This is a genomic window from Streptomyces sp. NPDC002742 (assembly GCF_042888885.1).
Lineage (GTDB): Bacteria > Actinomycetota > Actinomycetes > Streptomycetales > Streptomycetaceae > Streptomyces.
Genome location: NZ_JBIAQF010000013.1, coordinates 160,262 through 178,660, shown reverse-complemented (window position 1 = coordinate 178,660; position 18,399 = coordinate 160,262). Strand labels below are relative to the sequence as shown.

15 protein-coding genes, 4 pseudogenes and 1 riboswitch are annotated in these 18,399 nt (G+C 69.2%); of the genes and pseudogenes, 10 read left to right on the top strand and 9 right to left on the bottom strand.

The features are described 5' to 3' along the window. Positions 1 to 16: 16 nt before the first annotated feature. Complete coding sequence (locus ACFYW8_RS24440; protein WP_389079836.1) at positions 17 to 2,287, bottom strand: FUSC family protein; 2,271 nt, start codon at positions 2,285 to 2,287, stop codon at positions 17 to 19. Positions 2,288 to 2,597: 310 nt separating this feature from the next. Between ACFYW8_RS24440 and ACFYW8_RS24435 the strand changes: the two genes are divergently transcribed. Then, positions 2,598 to 3,299 carry a GNAT family N-acetyltransferase gene (locus tag ACFYW8_RS24435; RefSeq protein WP_389079833.1) on the top strand — a complete coding sequence of 234 codons (702 nt, stop codon included), beginning with the start codon at positions 2,598 to 2,600 and terminating at the stop codon, positions 3,297 to 3,299. 162 nt (positions 3,300 to 3,461) lie between these two features. Here the strand turns inward: ACFYW8_RS24435 and ACFYW8_RS24430 are convergent, their stop codons facing one another. Next, entirely contained in the window at positions 3,462 to 4,916 is a 1,455-nt protein-coding gene (locus ACFYW8_RS24430) for an MFS transporter (protein WP_389079831.1), read from the bottom strand. 184 nt (positions 4,917 to 5,100) lie between these two features. Here ACFYW8_RS24430 and ACFYW8_RS24425 point away from each other — a divergent pair, with 184 nt between their 5' ends. Continuing rightward, positions 5,101 to 5,556: a MarR family winged helix-turn-helix transcriptional regulator gene (locus tag ACFYW8_RS24425; protein ID WP_261705405.1), complete on the top strand. Its 456-nt coding sequence runs from the start codon at positions 5,101 to 5,103 to the stop codon at positions 5,554 to 5,556. An 86-nt stretch (positions 5,557 to 5,642) separates the two neighbouring features. Then, positions 5,643 to 6,263: an exonuclease domain-containing protein gene (locus tag ACFYW8_RS24420; protein WP_389079828.1), complete on the top strand. Its 621-nt coding sequence runs from the start codon at positions 5,643 to 5,645 to the stop codon at positions 6,261 to 6,263. Positions 6,264 to 6,485: 222 nt separating this feature from the next. Here ACFYW8_RS24420 and ACFYW8_RS24415 read toward each other — a convergent pair whose 3' ends face one another. After that, complete coding sequence (locus tag ACFYW8_RS24415) at positions 6,486 to 6,659, bottom strand: hypothetical protein (RefSeq protein WP_389079825.1); 174 nt, start codon at positions 6,657 to 6,659, stop codon at positions 6,486 to 6,488. 65 nt (positions 6,660 to 6,724) lie between these two features. On the opposite strand from ACFYW8_RS24415, the pseudogene ACFYW8_RS24410 reads away from it, so the two are divergent. Further along, a pseudogene (locus ACFYW8_RS24410) lies at positions 6,725 to 7,165 on the top strand (transposase); the annotation flags it as partial. A 257-nt stretch (positions 7,166 to 7,422) separates the two neighbouring features. Then, entirely contained in the window at positions 7,423 to 7,662 is a 240-nt protein-coding gene (locus ACFYW8_RS24405) for a hypothetical protein (RefSeq protein WP_389079822.1), read from the top strand. Positions 7,663 to 7,789: 127 nt separating this feature from the next. Here the strand turns inward: ACFYW8_RS24405 and ACFYW8_RS24400 are convergent. Beyond that, positions 7,790 to 7,906 (bottom strand): annotated as a pseudogene (locus tag ACFYW8_RS24400) (transposase); the annotation flags it as partial. 105 nt (positions 7,907 to 8,011) lie between these two features. Between ACFYW8_RS24400 and ACFYW8_RS24395 the strand changes: the two are divergent. After that, complete coding sequence (locus ACFYW8_RS24395; protein WP_389079819.1) at positions 8,012 to 9,463, top strand: membrane-associated oxidoreductase; 1,452 nt, start codon at positions 8,012 to 8,014, stop codon at positions 9,461 to 9,463. A gap of 960 nt (positions 9,464 to 10,423) precedes the next feature. On the opposite strand, the gene ACFYW8_RS24390 is transcribed toward ACFYW8_RS24395, so the two are convergent. From ACFYW8_RS24390 to ACFYW8_RS24375, 4 genes and pseudogenes are all read right to left on the bottom strand, one after another. Beyond that, positions 10,424 to 11,062, bottom strand: coding sequence for a hypothetical protein (locus tag ACFYW8_RS24390; protein ID WP_389079816.1), 639 nt, complete (start codon positions 11,060 to 11,062; stop codon positions 10,424 to 10,426). 321 nt (positions 11,063 to 11,383) lie between these two features. Beyond that, positions 11,384 to 12,121 carry a hypothetical protein gene (locus ACFYW8_RS24385; protein WP_389079814.1) on the bottom strand — a complete coding sequence of 246 codons (738 nt, stop codon included), beginning with the start codon at positions 12,119 to 12,121 and terminating at the stop codon, positions 11,384 to 11,386. A 67-nt stretch (positions 12,122 to 12,188) separates the two neighbouring features. Beyond that, complete coding sequence (locus ACFYW8_RS24380) at positions 12,189 to 12,782, bottom strand: DinB family protein (RefSeq protein WP_389080082.1); 594 nt, start codon at positions 12,780 to 12,782, stop codon at positions 12,189 to 12,191. A 123-nt stretch (positions 12,783 to 12,905) separates the two neighbouring features. Beyond that, a pseudogene (locus tag ACFYW8_RS24375) lies at positions 12,906 to 13,562 on the bottom strand (class I SAM-dependent methyltransferase); the annotation flags it as partial. A 294-nt stretch (positions 13,563 to 13,856) separates the two neighbouring features. On the opposite strand from ACFYW8_RS24375, the gene ACFYW8_RS24370 reads away from it, so the two are divergent. The 3 genes from ACFYW8_RS24370 to ACFYW8_RS24360 all read left to right on the top strand — a co-directional run bounded on the left by ACFYW8_RS24370 (position 13,857) and on the right by ACFYW8_RS24360 (position 16,550). Beyond that, on the top strand, positions 13,857 to 14,231 hold the full coding sequence (locus tag ACFYW8_RS24370; RefSeq protein ID WP_365877023.1) for a VOC family protein: 375 nt from the start codon (positions 13,857 to 13,859) through the stop codon (positions 14,229 to 14,231). Positions 14,232 to 14,445: 214 nt separating this feature from the next. Beyond that, complete coding sequence (locus tag ACFYW8_RS24365) at positions 14,446 to 15,150, top strand: beta-glucanase (protein WP_365877025.1); 705 nt, start codon at positions 14,446 to 14,448, stop codon at positions 15,148 to 15,150. A gap of 653 nt (positions 15,151 to 15,803) precedes the next feature. Then, positions 15,804 to 16,550 carry an alpha/beta hydrolase gene (locus ACFYW8_RS24360; RefSeq protein ID WP_389079809.1) on the top strand — a complete coding sequence of 249 codons (747 nt, stop codon included), beginning with the start codon at positions 15,804 to 15,806 and terminating at the stop codon, positions 16,548 to 16,550. Positions 16,551 to 16,645: 95 nt separating this feature from the next. Here ACFYW8_RS24360 and ACFYW8_RS24355 read toward each other — a convergent pair whose 3' ends face one another. Continuing rightward, positions 16,646 to 16,876 (bottom strand): hypothetical protein, encoded by a 231-nt coding sequence (locus ACFYW8_RS24355; RefSeq protein WP_389079806.1) that lies wholly within the window; start codon positions 16,874 to 16,876, stop codon positions 16,646 to 16,648. Positions 16,877 to 17,376: 500 nt separating this feature from the next. Further along, a riboswitch (cyclic di-AMP (ydaO/yuaA leader) is annotated at positions 17,377 to 17,549 on the top strand. A 7-nt stretch (positions 17,550 to 17,556) separates the two neighbouring features. On the opposite strand from ACFYW8_RS24355, the pseudogene ACFYW8_RS24350 reads away from it, so the two are divergent. Next, positions 17,557 to 18,399: pseudogene (locus ACFYW8_RS24350) on the top strand (hypothetical protein); the annotation flags it as partial.

Here is an 18,399-nt window from a genome sequence, read left to right as displayed (position 1 = left end):
GCGTTCCTCGCCGCGGCTACCTCGCCACGCTCCGGGACGCCTTCTCGCCGGGCGTGGAGACCGGCACCCCCAGCGGGCGGGCCAGGCCGATCACCCCTTCGTCCAGGCGCTCCAGATGCCGCAGGACCCGGCCCGTGACGCGGTCGTGACGGGGCGAATCCGGCGTCTGCGGCTCCAGCATCGCGGCGAGGCTCGCACCGGTCTCCGCGACGCCGTCGCCGGCGTCGTCCTCGACCCGTGCGACGAGGACCTCGATGTTCTGGCTGATCCGGCGGCCCGCCAGCTTGAGCCGGGGGTCCGCGGCGACCGTCGTACTGGAGGGAACAAGTTCGGCCGTCGCCGCCAGTGACCGCGCGTGATAGGCGCACGTCTCCAGCAGGGCGACGATGTAACGGGCGGTCTGACGCCGAGCCCGCCACGGAGTGATCGGGTGGGTCAACGGCTTGGTGGAGGACCGCAGATCGTCGAGCGCCGCGTCGAGATCGCGGGCCTTGTCCAGCAGGTCGAGGACGATCCCGCCGCTCAGCTGCTCCACCGCCGCACCGCTGACCTCCCCGAGCCGGGTGAGCACGGTGGCGAGGAGCTCGTCCGTACGGCGGTCGGTGGGCACCGGCAGCACCAGCGCGGCCGCGATCACCCCGCAGACCGCCCCGAGCGCCGTCTCCTGGATCCGCAGGACGAGCACCGCCGAACTGTACGTGTTGAGCACGGTGTACAGCAGTCCCAGCATCGCGGTGACGAAGAAGGACTGCAGGGCGTACGACACCGGGCCGGTGAAGTACATGGCGAAGATGAACAGCAGTACCAGCGCGAACGCGGTCCATGTGTGGTCGCCCACCACACCCGCCAGGGCGACACCCGCGATGACGCCGAGGACCGTGCCCAGCAGCCGGCGATATCCCTTGACCAGGATCTCCCCGGTCGAGGACGTGTTCAGGAAGACGACCCAGCAGGTCAGCACCGCCCAGTACCACCGCTGCGGGAAGAGCAGCTCGCCGCCGACGATGGCCAGCGCCGAACCGACAGAGACCTGCACCGCCGCCCGGGTCGTGGGTCGGTCCAGCCCCCTGGGGTGCGGCTCGTCCTGCTCCACCTCGGCGACGATGGCGACGTCCTCGGCGTCCAGCTCCTCGCGGGAACGGGTCGTCTCGGGGGAGTCGTCGGACTCGTCCTCGGGTCCGTCGAGCGCCAGCCGCAGCCCGAGGGCGGCGCGGGCCGTCTCTCCGATGCCGCGGAAGACATCCTGCACGGCAGCCGGGCCACGGGGCAGGTTCTCCTCGTCCCGGTAGCCGAGCAGCCGGTTGCGCAGTTGTGCCACCCCTGCGCCGTCCCCGGCGGAGGACGGGCGGGTGACCAGCAGCCGCAGCGCGTCGAGATCACGGTGCAGGATGGCGGTCGTCTCGTCCTGCGCCTGGAGCCGGTCACCGGGCGCGGGCAAGGGCGCGTGCGGCAGGTGCAGGGCGAGCGTGTCGGCGCTTTCGGCGCTGCGCGCCGTGAGGATGAGCAGGCCGAGCCGCTCGGCGGCGATCTCGGCATCCGCGATCCGCCGCTGGAGCAGCGAGGCAGCAGTGCTGTCGCTGGTCCCCTCCTCCAGGCGGTTCTGGATCATCATCGCGCTCGCGTGCAGCCGCGCGGTGTGCAGTCGGACGTCGTCCAGGGCCTCCTCGACCCCGTCGGGAGCGGCGTCGAGCAGGTGGATCTGGGCGGACACCAACTGGGCCACGCGGGCCCGGAACGCCTTGCGCAGCCGCTTCAGGACGCGCTCGGGCGTTTCTGCGACGAGGACGAAGCGGGCCACCGCGCTGCAGGCGAAGGCGATGGCGAGGGTGGCGTACAGCCCGGGAAGCTCGGCGCGGCCGGCTCCGAGGAACAGGGAGATGAAGTAGATCTGGAAGCCGATCAGTCCGAGCGCGGTACCGCGGTCGCCGTACCGTCGGCAGTAGACCGCGACGAAGATGAGCGCGATGAAACACACGTCGCCCGCGACCACATGGCTGCTCAGCAGCGCGCCCAGTGTCATGGCCAGGACCGCCACGGGAAGACCCAGCGCCAACGTGCGGGCCTGCTCGCGGCGCCGCTTCTCCTTGATGGCGAACGTCGCGACCATGGCGGTCGTGGCGCCGGGCACCATCTGGGCGACATCGGCTCCGCGCAGGCCCAGAACGGCGAGCGCGAGGGCGACGGCGACGACGGTCCGCAGTCCGGCCATGAGCCGCAGCAGACCTGGATCGGATGCCGAGAACCGGTTCCAGATGCCCGCCCGACTCGGCCGTGCCACTGTCCTCACGCCGCCACTTTTCCCCGCTCCTGCCGTCATGATCCGGAACTCCAGCATGGCACCGTGCGGCGCCCCGCGCCGCGTCTCCCCGCCCGGAATCGAAGACACGCGGATCGGCACGCGGATCGGGCGGCCACTCGCCGAGGGTTACCTGCCGGTCAGGAGAGCACGGTTCACCGTCGGCCGGCCCAGGCCGCCCGGGGCGGCCGCGCAAGGGGCCTCCCACTTCGCCCCGGCGGGTGACAGGTGGCCCGGTGACCTCGGGGCGATTTCCGCGATGCCCTTGTGGGAGCGCTCCCAAATCGTCAGGATGCCGCACATGAGCCCATTGCCGATCATTCGCGGCTACCGGTCCGCCGACCGTGCCGCCGTCGCCGACGTCTGTGTGAGCACCGCGGACGAGGGAGGGGATTCGCGTGCCCGGTATCCCGACGAGGAGTTGATGCCGACGATCTTCGCCGAGCCCTACTGCCATCTGGAGCCCGAGCTGGCCTTCGTCCTGGACGACGGGAGCGGTCGGGCGGTCGGCTACGTGATCGGTACCGGGGACACCGCGGAGTTCGTCGCGCGGTTCCGCGACACCTGGATCCCGCGTGTCGCCCACCGCTATCCCGCCCTCACGACGCGGCCCCGCACGCCCGGTGAGGAGATGGTCGGGCTGCTGCACACCCCCGAGCGCATGATCCTGCCCGAGCTCGGCGCCTATCCGGCGCACTTGCACATCGACCTGTTGCCGGACTTCCAGCGGCGCGGCCACGGAAGGGCGTTGATGAACACCTTCCTGACCGCGCTGCGCGACCGTGGGGTGCTCGCCGTCCACCTGGGCATGGTCACCGCCAACAGGCCCGCGCGGGCGTTCTACGACCGTCTCGGCTTCCACGAGATTCCCGTCGACGACCCGGGCCCGCTCACCTACCTGGGCAGGTCGACGGTGGTGGAGAAGCCGTCGCACGCCGCACGGCCGGTGAACGTGGACGTGGACGTGGACGTGACCGGGCCGGGAGGCTCCGGGCGTCCGTAGCCGCGCGGGTGCGAGGGGGTGGCCGTCCGGGGCGCCCGGCATGTGACGCGTGCCCCGGTTCCGGGGTGCGACGGTCGGCCCGGATCCGGTGCGTCACGGCAGAGCGCGGCGGTCCCGTCGGCCGTCGGCCGCCGGAACCGCCGCGCTCCCGTGACTCGAACCTCAGCGTGCGGCCGAAGCCGTCTCCGGGGTGGCGGCGGGGTCGGTCGGGTCGCCGCCGAGGGCGGCGCGGGCCGCCGGGATCACGGCCGCGATGGCCGCTGCCACCAGGGCGACACATCCACCGACGATGAGCCCGGTGCGGAAACCGCTCTCGGAGGTGAAGGTGTAGCCGGCCGCGCTGGTCGTCATGTGGGCGAGGATGACGCCGACGACGGCCGAGCCGATCGAGGTGCCCAGGGAGCGCATCAGCGTGTTGAAGCCGTTGGCCGCGGCGGTCTCGGAAAGCGGGACCGAGCTCATGATCAGGGCCGGCATCGAACCGTAGGCGAGGCCGATACCGCTGCTGGTGACCATGAGGGTCAGCATGAGTCCCCAGGCCGAGCCCATGAGGACCAGCGACAGCCCGTAGCCGAGGGCGACGACGAGGACACCGCAGACCAGCGTGAACTTCGGGCCGCGGGCGTCCGTCAGTTTCCCGCCGAACGGGGAGACGATCATCATCATGATGCCGCCGGGTGCCATCCACAGACCCGCGGCGAGCATCGACTGGCCCAGGCCGTAGCCGGTGGCCTCGGGGAACTGGAGCAGCTGCGGGATGATCAGCATGCTCGCGTACATGCCGAAGCCGACGAAGATCGAGGCGATGTTGGTGAGCAGGACCCGGGGGCGGGCGGTGGTGCGCAGGTCGACCAGGGGGTCCGTGGTGCGCAGCTCCCAGGCGCCCCAGGCGATCAGGACCACGACGGCGGCGACGAACAGTCCGAGCGTCGTCGCGGAACCCCAGCCCCAGTCGGCGCCCTTGGAGACGCCGAGGAGCAGGCAGACCAGGCCGGCGCCGAGCCCGAGCGCGCCGAGCGCGTCGAAGCGCTGACCCTTCGCGCTGGCCGGCACGTCCGGGACGAGGAACCAGATCAGCGTTCCGATCGCCAGGGCGAGCACGGCGGAGCCCCAGAACAGGACGCGCCAGTTCGTGTACTGGGCGACCGCGGCGGCGATGGGCAGGCCGAGGCCGCCTCCGATGCCCATGGAGGCGCTGACCAGCGCGATGGAGGAGCTCAGCTTCTCCGCCGGCACCACGTCGCGCAGCAGGGCGATGCCCAGCGGCACGATGCCCATGCCCATTCCCTGGAGGCCTCGACCGACGATCATCGGGACGACGGACGAGGAGAGCGCGCAGACGACCGAGCCCGCCATGAGCGGGACGGAGCAGGCGAGCAGCATCCGCCGCTTGCCCACCAGGTCGCCCAGCCGGCCGGAGACCGGAACGCAGACGGCCGCGACCAGCAGGGTGACGGTGATGACCCAGGCGGAGTTCGCGGGCGTGGTGTGCAGGATCTGGGGCAGCTCGGCGATGAGCGGTGTGACCAGCGTCTGCATGATCGCCGCCACGGTGCCGGCGAAGGCGAGCGTGGCGACCACGCCGCTTGCTCGGGCGGTGGGCTGGGGGGCGTCCATGAGGGACTCCTCGGGTCTGTCTGCGGGGAAAGTGATGTGCATCGTACATGCCGTATGTATCACGCATGTGATGTGGCTCGTGCATGTGATGTGGCTCGTGCACGCAGGTGTGGGACCATGGAGCCGGGCCGCACCGAAATGCGCGGGACGCGCGGCTCAGGTGACAGCGGGAGGCGGCAGGCGGATGGTCAGGCCCACACACGAGGTCGAGTACGAGCAGATGCTGCTCAGCCGCCACGGACTGATGAACCACAGAGGCGGCCGGACCAAGGACGGCGTCCTGGAGCGCAGCGCCTACATCCTGCTCAGCCGCATCCGGGTGCAGGGGCCGATGTCGATCGGCGAACTGAGCGACGCCTTCGGGCTCGACGCCTCCACTCTCAACCGGCAGACCGCCGCGGCGAAGCGTGCCGGGCTCGTCGAACGCATCCCCGACCCCGACGGCGGCATGGCCCGGAAGTTCCGCATCACGGACGAGGGGGCGCGGCTCCTCGACGAGGAGCGGCAGGGGCTCATCAGCTCCCTGGACCGTGTCATGGCCGACTGGCCGGAGACGGACATCGCCGCCTTCGCCTCCTATCTGCGGCGCTTCAACACCGACATCGAGCGCATCGGCGGACGCCCCTGGCCACGCCCGTGACCCATCGGCCCAACTACCGCCGGGCCGAACGGGATTGATGGAAAACCCGATGACTCGGCAACGCGCGGCCTCATACGCTCACCCGTATGAACAGTGCCGGGGGACTGCTGAACGTCGTCGATGTCGAGGCGACCTGCTGGGAAGGCCCGCCTCCGGCCGGAGCCGTGAGCGAGATCATCGAGATCGGTCTGACCGTCGTCGACCTGGACCGGGGCGTACGGGTGGAGAAGCACCGCCTTCTGGTCCGGCCCGTACGGTCGACCGTCAGCGCCTTCTGCACGGAACTGACCGGGCTGACCCAGGGCGAGGTCGCGGCGGGACTCGAATTCGCCGAAGCCTGCCGCGAGTTGGCCGCACGTCATGGCGCGGGACAGCGACCGTGGGCGAGTTGGGGCGACTACGACCGTCATCAGTTCACCCGTCAGTGCGCCGCCACGGCGACCCCGTACCCCTTCGGCCACCGGCACACCAACGCCAAGGCGGTCTTCACCACGGCTCACGGCCTGCGGAAACGGCCCGGTATGGCACAGGCCCTGCGTCTCGCGGGACTGCCCCTGGAGGGCAGACACCACCGGGGCGAGGACGACGCGTGGAACATCGCCGCCCTGATCCTCCACCTCGCGAAGGGTGTCGAGGGTTCCATCCTGCCGGGGGCACCGGTTCAGAGGCCCAGTGATTCCCAAATTCGGGAGCTGCTGGGCCTCTGACGTCTACAGCTGACATCAACGAGCGCGGTCACTGACGACCGGGGCGCCTCCGCCCGCTCCACGGTGTGTGGGTCGACGGCAGGCGGGATGGGAGCTGGGGCGGGTGGTGGGTTAAGGGGGAGGGAAAGGCATCCGACGCCGTGCACGCCTGTCCACGAGCTCGCTGGATGGCCTTACGAATGGTCCGGTGCCACACAATGAGGGCACCATGTCATGACCGTTTCACTTCTTAAACGAGTCCTTGGTCCGCTCTTTCGCGCCCCGCATCATGCCCCGTGCTTCCAGCGCGGTGCCTTTCGCTTCGAGGGTTTCTTTGTGGACCGCGTGGGCCGCCTTCCGCACGGTCTTTCCGACGACCTGTTCGGCCTTTGCCTTGGCTTTTTCTCCGGCACTCATCTCGGTACCTCCGCGGAGTCTTACTGGTCGTGTGCCCTTGAGGCGGAGGGCATAACCACCCTGGGGAAGCGTGCCGGATCGTCGGGATCAACTCCCGGACGGGAAAGCGGTGGCGTAACGGCCGCGCTCCGTCCGGCAGGACGGTCGGGGCGCCGCCGATCCCTGCGGTGGCGCCTTCGGGTCCTTCCCGCTACCTCCGTGAGGCCGACCGGATCCATATCGCCGACCGGCTGCGGGAGAAGACCACGATCCGGCAGATCGCCGCCGAGCTGGGCCGCAGCCCCTCCACGGTCAGCCGGGAGATCCGCCGCAACGGCACGGTCGACCCGCGCGGAGCCCGGCACTACCGCCCGCACTCGGCCCAGGACCGGGCCGACAGCCGGCGCCCCCGCCCCAAGCCGGGGAAGATCGCCCAGAACCTGCAACTGCGTGCCTTCATCCAGGAGCATCTGGACCTCCGATGGAGTCCGGAGCGGATATGCCAGGCCTTGCGCACCCGCTTCCCCAGTTTCTGTCTCATTCAGACCCGTTCACCGCCGTTCAGGCGAGACTGCGAGTCCGATACAACGCGAGGCCAAGACGTCCATCGTCCATGAACTCAGGTGAACGCACCTGCACTCAGCTCACAGCCCCACCAACGCAGTTGGAAAGAGTGCACCTTCGGTGATCGCCGCGGACGGCCCCGGCCTGGATGAGGGTGGGATGCTTGGGCATGGTCCCCGAACCCCAGATCGCTCCGTCGATGACCACTCACGTCAGTACGGTGACTGATGGAATCACCAGAGTCTTCACGTGGGAGGAAGACGCCCGCATCGAGGTACGCGCCCTGGGTGGAGAAATCGTGATCGAGGCCAACGCCGCGGGGCTGAGGACCCTGGCCGGCCACCTGCTCACGCTCGCCCAGGACGGCACACCGGATGGCGCCCATCTCCACCTCGAGGAGCACAACGGACTCGAAGAGGGGTCCGCAAGTCTGGTTCTGGAGAGGTGCGACGACGAATGACGCGTGCCAGACGCGTGCCAGGTCGTGCGGAACTACGGGGAACCACGGGCACTGAATCAGCGGCCGCTGGGAACTCCAACACCCTTTACTGACTTCACCCCGACGAGCTGAAGTCAGTAGTGCCGCATCAGGCAACGTTCGCCCTGTCGACGCCCTCGCGTAGCCGTTCGTCGGCGGTGTGCTTGTTCCGCCAGAAGATGTAGCGGCGGATCATGCTGCCCTGCTCCTTGTGGCTGGATCGTTCTCGTCGTCCTTCTCCGGACCAGGGGGCTGAACCTGGGGGCCGCTTGCGAGACCAGAGAGCCATCTCCTCCCGGACCGAAGGGCATCAACGGATAAGGTCCTGTGGATGGACATCACAGACCTGACGCCTCTGGAACGTCGCATCTGGCAGGCGTTTCCTCGTGGTGTGGCGATCGACGTGCGCCGAGACGAGAGTGAGGACCCCGCGACTATTCAGGGCGCGGAGCGGACTGTTCGGGCTGAGGTCATCCGGGCCCTCCTCCTGGGAGGTTCATCCGAACCCGGCGAAGCGCCCGCCCTGCGCATCACCGGAGCGAGCATCACCGGGGTCCTGGACCTCCAGCACGCAGAGATACGCCACCCGATCCGTCTAACCTCCTGCCACTTTCAGCACTCCTTGGAACTCGACGGGACGCAGGCCCGCCAACTCGACCTCACCGGGTCCTGCCTTCCCGCTCTGGCGGCCACGTCCCTTCGCATCGACGGCGCACTCCGGCTCACGAACTGTCGGATAGCAGGAAGTGTCCAGCTGAGCAACGCCGAAATCTCCAGCGGGATCTTCCTGGACCACGCGCACATCGGAACTGGTGGCGGATGGGCGCTGCAACTCGATCATGCCTCTGTCGGCGCCGATGTATGGGCACCCGGCCTCGTGGCACTGGGTGGGATCCGCCTCAGCACGGCGCACGTCGAAGGGGCTGTCGATCTAGAAGATGCGCAGGTCAAGAACGCGAATGGTGATGCCCTCGACGCCGCGCGACTCACCGTCGGAACCGTCCTCAACGCGGGTGGCCTCACAACCGAGGGCCGGGTCAGGCTCACCGGTGCCAAGGTCGCAGGCTGGATCTCCTTCATCGAAGCCAGGCTCAGCAACCCCGGCGGCGTCGCACTGGGCATCAGCAGCTGCGAAGCCACCCAACTGACGCTGCGAGATGCTCAACCAGTCTCCGGCGACGTCAAAATGCATTACGCCAGCTTCAAGGTCATCGAGGCTGCGCCACAGGTCTGGCCGGCCACGGTCCGCCTGGAGGGGCTGACGTACGAGGCGCTCACCCCGCGCCTTCCCGCCGCAGACCGACTAGCCTTGCTGCAGCGTGATGCGGACGGCTTCGTCCCTCACAGCTACGAGCAGCTCGCGGCCTCCTACCGCCGCGTCGGTGATGACGCAGACTCCCGCGCCGTCCAACTCGCTGAGCAGCGTCGACGCCGGGCCACTCTGCCCTGGTACGCCAGGCTATGGGGTTATCTCCAGGACGCGACCGTGGGCTATGGCTTCCGTCCCACCCGTGCCGGTGGCTGGCTTCTGGCACTGCTCCTTCTGGGCTCCGTCGTGTACGGAATGCACCACCCACTCCCGGCCGAGCACGGCAAAGGCCCAGAGTTCAATGCCCCCATCTACACCCTGGACCTCATGCTGCCGATCATTGACTTCGGTCAGCAGAGTGCCTTCACATCCACCGGCGTTTACCAGTGGCTGTCCTACCTACTGATCGCCGTCGGTTGGGTTCTCGCTACGACCGTCGCCGCCGGGATCACACGCACCCTCAGCCGCCAATAGCCCCTGCTAGCGTTCACGCTCTCCGTCAGGAGGCGCTCGGCGTGTCCTGCGGAAGTCCGGTCAACAACTCGGTGCCGCCCGGCACAGCAACCGAGCGACACGTCACAACGGGGCGAACCTTGCCTGATGCGGCACCAGCCTCCGCTCATGGTCGACATTCCCCTTCCATGGGCCTTGGCCGCTCTGCAAATCGGTGTGTATGCCGCTTGGTTGAGGGTGGTCGAGCATGTTCGTGCGCAGGGGCCGGTGAGTGACCGGAGCCCTGACGTCAATGCTGAAGGTGCGAGACTTCAGCAGGCCAGTGAAGCGGCCGAGCTCGCGCTTCGGAAGGCAATCGAGGAGAGCGGCCTGGAAAGGGAGCACAGCCGGCGCGGGGTTCGTGGGGCGCTCATGGCGGCGGCCGCACCACAGATGTCAGATCGGCCGGGAACCACGACCACGCCGGACTCGACATGAGTGTCTAACTGAGTGACAACGGCGACGAACAACGGCGGACGCCCGCGGACATTCTCGGACCAGCCCAGCAGCTCAGAGCCACGCCACCCCAAGGAACCGCCCCCTCCCAAGTTGCTTCGGGACGAAGCAGTTGCGTCGCAAAGGTGCGTTGTATGAGCGACGACGTTCCTGCCTGCCCTGAGTGCAGCCAGCCCATGAGATCTGGTGGCCTCGTGCTCTCCGAGCGGGAGGACGATGGCCGACGGACCTGCCGGGCGCTGTGGAAGTGCACCGACCGACACGTCTGGTGGCGGTGGGCCGACCGGCCGGACGAGCCATGGGAGCTCTGCCCTGTGCCACAGCTGTTCCGCTGACATCCAACGCTGACATCAACGACCACGAACAGCCGCGACAGTCAGCACCCGGCAATGGCACCCACACGAGCTGGACCGCGGGCCGCGCAGGGGCGAGATCGAACTCCTAAAGCGGTGGTCAGCGGCAACCTCTTCGAGACAAACGGTGCGGCTACTCGAAGGACGGAGCGGCTGCGACCAGCAGACTGCCCGTAACCGCGGCGGCTGTGGTGGGGTTGATGCTGCATTCCTCTGCAACCGTCGTAGCCCAGCAGTCCCCCCAGGTTGCTGCCCAGTCGCCAGCCAGGTCACTGTTGGGGTCGAGATCCTCGGGCTTGCCCGTGATGCCATAGGCATCGAGGAGCCGCCGCTCGACACCGAACGGTTCGCCCAGGGCGAGCGCCGGGTACTCACTGATCCAACGCCGGAGGATCCGTCCACCTTCGGCGATCAGCCACGCTTCCCCGTCGTTCTGCTCACTGTGGAAGAAGAGTTGGGCTTTGCCGAAGTGGGCGCTCAGCTCTCGGCACAGGTCAGTGATGTGCGCCGTCTGCCGTGGATAGGGCAGGCCCAAGTACGGTCCGCCGACCAGAGTCCACCCTTGCACGGGTGGAGTAACGACTACGGTGGAGAACGGCTCCTCCTCGTCGTGCGCCACCTCGTCGATGAGTTCCACGCCATCGGCCCAGGTGGTCTCCCGTACATTCGCCAAGCCGAGGGCCTTGACCACTTCAGCCTGATCGGCCGACTCCACCGCGAGCCATGAGAGCCAACAAGCGTGTATGAGCGGTGCGGAATCAGTAGTCCCCATGGCCTGCATCGTAGAGACGGGCAGAACTCGCGCTCCTGGCCTGCAGCGGGCGAGCCACTGCACGAACGTGCCATAAGCGTGCCAGATCTCGCGGGGAACCACGGGGAACAGCGGGGACCAAGTCGGCAACCCCGCGGGACCGCGTCCAGGTCCACCGCAGGTCAGAACAAGTTCTGCCTCCAGAAAACACAAGCTTCCCAAGCTGAGGTACCAAGTGCGCCGGCGCCCCGTCGACCGAACTCGCGAAGCGCGGTACCTGGCCGGACGCCTCTTCGTCGCGGGCCTGAGGAGCGATCTGTGGAGGAGAACCGGGACTGACGGTCATGAACCCGCTGGACCCGCGGCGTCGGACTCTTCTTCCAGGGCGAACCAGGGCCCCCGGTCCAGGCGGTCCCGTACGACCTCGCGCGCGTCGGAGTCGGCGATCCGGTCGGCGAGGAGCCGGGCGCGGGCCCTGAGTTCCGCGGCCTCGGGGGCGCCGGAGGCCGCTGCCGTCCGGGCCAGGATCTCGGTGGAGAAGGCAACGTCCCAGTCGGTGAAGTCATCGGGGTGCTCGGCGATCAACTCCGCGTAGCGCGGGGCGTGATGAGCGGCGATCCGGGGGCGGCCGATGGCCAGAGCGGTCTGCGCGATGGCGTATTCGGCCCGGCCGTGATTGGCCGGGGTGCCTGCCTCCAGCCAGTGGTAGCACGCGGCGTAGGCCTGGTAGAGGGCGCGGTCCTGTTCGGCGCGCGGGGTGGCCGGGGTGAGGTCGAAGAGCAGATCACCGAGCGCGTTGTTGAGCTCGACGGCGAACCAGCGGTGCAGGTCGCGTTCGCGCGGCCGGCGGTTACCGAAGGCGCTGACCACGTCCTGCCAGCGGGCGAAGCCGTGTTCGCGGGCGATGACCTGCTGCGCGTCGCGTATGGAGAACCGGCCGGGGTCCACCGGGCCGCCCCTGGCCGCGCGTTCGGCGGCTCCGGGCTTGCCGTGCCGTACGGCCAGGCGCAAGTCCTTGGCCTGGGTGCGCAACTGCCCGAGTTCGGCCCCGGCAGGAAGGTCAGGGGTGGTGCTCGTCATGGTGCGAGTCCTTCGGGCCATGTGTGCGGATGCGGGCGGGTTCACCAGAGGCTGATCCTTCACGGCGCTACGCGTCTTTGCCGGCTTCCTGAGCCGCGCTCTCCAGCCGGTTCCTGTAGTTCTCCCACCAAGCCGGGCCACCCGGCGCCATGCTGTCGTTGCCCTCGTCCATCCCGACAGCGCCGTCGATGAGTTCCCGCACGATGTCGGCATGCCCGGCGTGCCGCTGCGCATCGGCGATGACGCGCACCACCGCATGATGCAGCGTCACCTCGTCGCTCCCCTCGGGCCACCAGGGCACCCTGCCGGTCGTCTCCAGCGCCAGCGCGTCGATCGTCGCGTCCGCGTGTGCCCACGCCCGGCGGTAGAGCCCGACGATCTGCTCGCGTGACTCGTCGGCCGTGACCCACATGTCAGCGTTCGGCTCCGCACCGTTCTCGAGCCAGGGCAGCGGCTCACCGGACGGTCGTCCGAAGGTGTCGCCGAGGTAGCCCAGCTCCATGGAGGCCACGTGCTTGACCAGGCCGAGGAGGTTGGTGCCGGTCGGTGTGAGCGGGCGGCGGATGTCGTACTCGGACAGGCCTTCGAGCTTCCACAGCAGGGCATCACGAGCCGACTGCAGGTAACGGTGAAGGTCGGCCTTGTGATCCGTTGACGTCATGGCGGCCAGTCTGCCGCTCACATGATCCGGCCGCGGTCCTTTCCGCCGCTCGCGGCGAACCGGATCATCCGACCCGGTGAGGGAACTCGGTTCGTCGAGACGGACAGTCGGCTGTACCGGCAAGGGGCGTTCGGGTTTCCGCGCCAGGAACGTGGCGACCGTCCTCTTCGCTCCTTCGCCGGGCTCCTGCAGCAGTTGAGAGGTGACGACGAGTCCGGCCTGCTCCAACAGCGAGACGATGCGATGCGGTGGCTGAAGATGGGACTCGAAGGACACCGGATGGCCGCCGAACGCGTGCGTCGGACGCACGTGTACATCGTCTCCCACATAGCCGGCCATCATCAGCCGGCCGCCCGGTGCGAGCGTGCGATGGAATTCGGCGAACACGACGGGCAGCAACTCCGGCGGCGTGTGGTGGGTGGAGTAGTAGGCGAGGATACCGCCGAGCTCGCCGTCCCCGATCGGCGGTGCGGTCATCGAGCCCACCGTGAACTCCAGGCTCGGGTAGGCCTGTTGGGCCACTTCGACCATCTTCGGGGACACGTCGATGCCGAACGGGCGCACCCCCAGGTCCGCCAGATGCGCCGTGACTTTGCCGGGCCCGCACCCAAGGTCGGCGACCGGCCCGCGGTCGGCCGCCCGCACCTCCTCCGCGAACACGGCCAGCATCGCCCGTGAGAGCGGGTCCAGCTCCGCCGGAGCCTTGACGAGTTGCGCGTAGTCGGCGGCGACGGCGTCGTACGACTCCCGGACCGCGGCGAGATAGGAGGGCTCAGTCACGCCGGCGACTGTAGAGGACGGCACTGACATTGATGCTGGTACCCAGGTTCCCCAGGTTCCGGTGGTCGTGGCTCGGGCACTGAGCCGCACATTGTCGTGGTCGGCTGGATTGAGTAGGGTCACCGGCGTGAACACCGGACCGGCGCTACGCCACACACGGACGGGCCATCCGGTGGAGGGCTGATCACGCGGCGGGTGCGGAGAAGGCATCCCCTCGGTTCCGCACGCGGACCTCCCGGTGCAAGTGCACTGCGAGTCCGAGTTTCCGTGCAGAACAACAATGAGGTAGGCCGAATGACTGTCACCTTCAACCACACCATCATCGCCTCGAAGGACCGCCACGAGTCGGCGCGCTTCTTCCGCGAACTCTTGGAACTGCCGGAAGCGCCTTCCTGGGGCCCGTTCACCAACATCCAGCTGTCCGATGGTGTGTTGCTGCAGTTCGCCGAGCCGCCGGTGGAGATCCAGATGCAGCACTACGCGTTCCTGATCGACGACGACCTGTTCGATCGGGCGTACCGGCGGCTCCGTGACCACGCTGTCGAGCACTGGGCCGATCCCCAGATGCGACGCTCGGGCGAGATCAACGACGAGCACGGCGGTCGAGGGGTGTATTTCAAGGACCCCGCCGGCCACGCGATCGAATTGATCACCCGCCCGTACCTGTAACCGGACGGGACCTGGTCGGGCGCCCGCGCGCCAAGCGCGTCGGCGCCCGACGGGGCGCAGGTAAGGCGGTGCACAGGTCGCCCCGTATGCCGGAGTGCGGCTGATTCACCCCGAAGGGTTGTTTTGTGGCGGGTCGCGGTGAACCGGGTGTGGGTGCGGGTGCCCTGGGGAGAACCTGGATCGTACGCGAAACGCCGTCATCGAGGAGTGCCGCGTGTCCGAGGTCGTTTTCACGGCGGATTTCGCCTCGACTCGTCAATGGGTCGCGGGCCACTCCTGGGCCTATCCCGACGGCGGTCCGGTCAATCCGGGCGATGGCAAACTCGACCATCTGGTGACGGACGCCGCCTACTCCCGGACAGGTCTGTTCCGGGCCACCAGGCGACCGGACGGTGACTGGGACGCGGGCCTCCTCACCACGGAGGGCAGCGCTGACGGTTTCATGATCCGCACGGGAGACGTGCTGGAGACACGGGTCAGGCTGCCCACGGTGACCGGCGCCTGGCCGGCCATCTGGACGTGGCGGGACGGCGGCCAGGAGATCGACGTCTTCGAGTACCACCCCGACAATCCCGACCTGTTGGAACTCTCCAACCATGTACGCCTCACACACCGCTACTACCGGGACCCGTCCATTCAGCCGGGAGCCTGGGTCGACCTCGTGGTCGAGTTCGGCGCCCACCGCGTCGTGTGGTGGGTCAACGGAGTCCGCGCCTTCGACGACCGGCGCGGAGTGGGGAGAGCCTGGCACGCCTATCTCATCGTCAACCTGTCCGTGTGCGCGGGACGCTACCACCCGCCGCCGCCCCCCGAGGCCACCGAGATGGACTACGAGGTGGCCCATCTGACCGTTCGCAGGCCTCAGTTCGACGGGCACTTCCCTGTGACGGTGGAGGACGAGGTCGACATCCTCGACTGACGCCGGCAGGGGTGCGGTCGGCGACCGGGGATCCGCGACTCGTGACGGGCAACGGGTGATTGCCATCCGGTGGTGGACATCCAGCAACGGGCTGCTCGTCCGATCAGCGGATCGTCCCATCCTCGGTGTGCCTCGGTGCGCCTCGATAGCGGGGGCAAGTCGGTCACGGCCGACGGGAATCGGGCCTCGGCAGGTGCATCCGCCGCTGCCCCCGGGCCGGAAGTACGGCATCAGAAGCGACGATGCGCTCGTGCACGTCGCACCGACGGGTGCCGAGGGCCATGACGAATCCGCAACCGGGGCGGGACGCCCCCGAGGCCGCGTACGTCAGTCACGTCGGCAGTTGCCGCACGTGCCAACGGGAGTCGGGGCGTTGCCCGCGGGCCGCGCGCCTGTGGCGTCTCTACCAAGCGTGGCGCAACGGTCACCCCGCATGGCCCGAGGACTCGGAGTGAGGGCCGGTCATGGAGGCCGGTCGTGACGTCCCCCTCCGTCCCGTTCCTCTGGCCGGCGATCCACGCCACCGCCGGGGCGTGCGAGGTGCCGCCAATCCGCCGCTCCTTCCGCTACGGATATCCAGTGGGCGGTGGGATGATCCCTCCTCTCCGTCGAGTGCGGGGCGTGGAGAGGCGCCGTGAAGGTGAGGAGGTTTCATGCGAGGCTCTGGGCCGATGCCCGCCGATGATGTGTCCCTGCCCGACGTCACCGGTTCACTCGCGGCGCTGGTGCCGCGTCGCGCGACCCGCCAGGACGCGGGTCCGACGCGCGCCGCCGTCCTGATCCTGCACGGGGGTACCGTCGACAGCAAGGCTCCGTCGCGACCGTGGAATGTCGCGGGCGTGCGTATGCGGCCCTTTGTACGTGCCGTGGCGCGGGCTCTGCCGGACGAGGGCACGTTCGTCGCTCAGGTGCGCTACCGCCACCGAGGATGGAACGGTGCGGACGCCGACCCCGTCGCCGATGCTCTGCGGGCCCTCGCCGAACTCGCCGCTCTGGTGGGGGAGGTGCCGGTCGTGCTCGTGGGCCACTCGATGGGCGGTCGCGCCGCCCTGCGTGCCGCGGTCGCGCCGCAGGTCCGGGCCGTCGTGGCCCTTGCGCCCTGGTGCCCGGAGGGCGAGCCGGTCGCCCACCTCCGGGACAAGCGCGTGATCGTGCTGCACGGCGACCGTGACCGGGTCACCGACCCCGCGGAGTCGTTCGCCCTCGTCCGCCGGGCCGCGGAGGCGGGTTCCTCCGCGAGCGCCGTGCGGGTCGAGGGCGGCGACCACGCGATGCTCAGACGCGCGCGGATCTGGCATCGGGCGACGGGTGAGACGGTCGCCGGCCTGGTGGCCCGGATCGACGCCGGGCCCGGCCTGCTCTCCGTCGAACGGCCGGGCGGCGAGTCCGGAGTTCTCTGACCGCCGGACGGGCCAAGCCCTCGGTCGACTCCCGCCGCTCGACTCGCCGGCTGTCCGTCACTGGCCGTACGTAACCGGTCGGGTCCAGCACGTCGTCAGTGGCCGGGTGAGTCCAGTCGGGCGTCCGGGTCAGGGCTGGGGGAGAAGGGGCGGCGGGCCCCGGACGCCAGTCGTGCGGCGGACGCGGGAAGCGGGGCGCCCGTCGACGGATCCCAGCTGAGGATCCACTCGAAGTCGCGTTGCAGCCGACGGGCTTCGCTCCGGACGAGTGTCGGTATGTCGCCGCGTTCGGAGATCAGTTGGGCATAGATCGGCGCATCGTGCACGTGGGGATCCTCGACTCGCTCTCGTGGTCTGACGTGCCTCGAAGGTAAGGCCGGGACGTGGCCCCAGCGGTCATCCGGCCAGCTCGGCCAGAACCGGTCAGAGTGTGACCAACGGGCGCCGTGGATGTCGAACGAGATGTCACGGAACACCAGTTCTGTGCACACTTCCGACAGGTCTGAGACGGCGGCGCACACGAGCGGCAGGTCGGGAGGACGAGTGGGTCGGCCGGTCGGGTGGAGTTCAGGACCGGTTCGGCCGGGTCGGTGGGGCGGGCGTTGGGTGCGGGCGGGGTCGGCGGCGGGATTCCGTCGCGCCAACGGGCGTGCTCAGCCGCCGTTTCGAGCACGGCGTGTGTCCTCACCGTTGCGCTGCGAGGTGGTGCGATGAAGGTCACGAAAATGTATCGGACATCTGGGACGTGGATCTTCACATCGGGTGCACAACATGGCTAAGTTGGCGACCAGGCCGCCCGACTCCCTCCGGCGAAGCTCGCCGGGCGGCGCGGCCTCCGCCGAGTCCGGCCTGCCCTCGTGGCAGCTGGAGCCGGGGACCCACCGAACTTGGGGTGAATCGACCCAACTGCCTTACGGGGCAGGGGTCGTAGGGCATACCTTCCGGAATCGTCCGCCCGAACCCGACAGCTAACCCGGTAGGCGGACGACGGAAGGAGCACCACTCCATGGCGCCGGAACGCACCCCGCCCAGCGGCGAAGAAGTCGCCCGACGGCTCTCGTCCCTCTACGACCAGGCGGAGCTCGCCACCGGTAACTTCAACGGGACCCGCGCCTCGGCGAACTCCACCCGCAGGCCGGGCCGACGGGGCGCCGGTCAGGGGGGCGGGGGTTCCGATCCCGCCCAGCAAGATCTGATGCGGCAGTTGTACGACGGGGCACGCTCCCGGTACGGACCCTCGGCTCCGGCCACCCTTCCGGCCGACAGGCCGTCGGGGCGGGGCGGCGAGAGTGCCCGTCCGAGGGAGGGTGCGAAAGGCCCCAAGGGGTCCGCGGGAGAGCTTCCGACGGTGTATCAGCTGGAGCAGATCGTCCGGCCTGTCGCCGAGTTGACAGCGGCACCGATGCGCGAGCTGACCGCCGGTCCGGCTTCGGAGCCGGCCGCGCGCCCCGTCCTGGAGCTGACCGCGGGTCCGGTGACCGGGACGGCGGCCGGTCGCGCCCCGGCACCGGGAGCCGACGCGGCGGGCCGTGCGGCGCTTCCCGCAGGGTCCGCTCCGGAGGCCGCCTCGCAGAAGTCCTCGCTGCACGTCAAGAAGCAGACCGCCCGGCGCAAGCTCGCCGCCGCACAGGAGCTGATGGCACGGCACGCGGCACGGCAGAGCATGCCCGTCGCGCAGGCCCCGGCGATCGAGTACTGGCGGGTGGAGGAACCCCGGCTCCCGTCCTTCCCGGCGGTCGGTCAGACGGGTTCGTTCCCGGCGGTCGGTCAGACGGGTTCGTTCCCGGCGGTCGGTCAGACGGGTTCGTTCCCGGCGGTCGGTCAGACGGGTTCGTTCCCGGCGGTCGGT

Excerpts from the sequence above, each read along its gene's own strand:
- ACFYW8_RS24425 (WP_261705405.1), top strand. The coding sequence starts at position 5,101 with ATGGTCAGGCCCACACACGAGGTCGAGTACGAGCAGATGCTGCTCAGC.
- ACFYW8_RS24435 (WP_389079833.1), top strand. The coding sequence starts at position 2,598 with ATGAGCCCATTGCCGATCATTCGCGGCTACCGGTCCGCCGACCGTGCC.
- ACFYW8_RS24395 (WP_389079819.1), top strand. The coding sequence starts at position 8,012 with ATGGACATCACAGACCTGACGCCTCTGGAACGTCGCATCTGGCAGGCG.
- ACFYW8_RS24370 (WP_365877023.1), top strand. The coding sequence starts at position 13,857 with ATGACTGTCACCTTCAACCACACCATCATCGCCTCGAAGGACCGCCAC.
- ACFYW8_RS24360 (WP_389079809.1), top strand. The coding sequence starts at position 15,804 with ATGCGAGGCTCTGGGCCGATGCCCGCCGATGATGTGTCCCTGCCCGAC.
- ACFYW8_RS24415 (WP_389079825.1), bottom strand. The coding sequence starts at position 6,659 with ATGAGTGCCGGAGAAAAAGCCAAGGCAAAGGCCGAACAGGTCGTCGGA.
- ACFYW8_RS24380 (WP_389080082.1), bottom strand. The coding sequence starts at position 12,782 with ATGACGTCAACGGATCACAAGGCCGACCTTCACCGTTACCTGCAGTCG.
- ACFYW8_RS24385 (WP_389079814.1), bottom strand. The coding sequence starts at position 12,121 with ATGACGAGCACCACCCCTGACCTTCCTGCCGGGGCCGAACTCGGGCAG.
- ACFYW8_RS24420 (WP_389079828.1), top strand. The coding sequence starts at position 5,643 with ATGAACAGTGCCGGGGGACTGCTGAACGTCGTCGATGTCGAGGCGACC.
- ACFYW8_RS24430 (WP_389079831.1), bottom strand. The coding sequence starts at position 4,916 with ATGGACGCCCCCCAGCCCACCGCCCGAGCAAGCGGCGTGGTCGCCACG.
- ACFYW8_RS24390 (WP_389079816.1), bottom strand. The coding sequence starts at position 11,062 with ATGGGGACTACTGATTCCGCACCGCTCATACACGCTTGTTGGCTCTCA.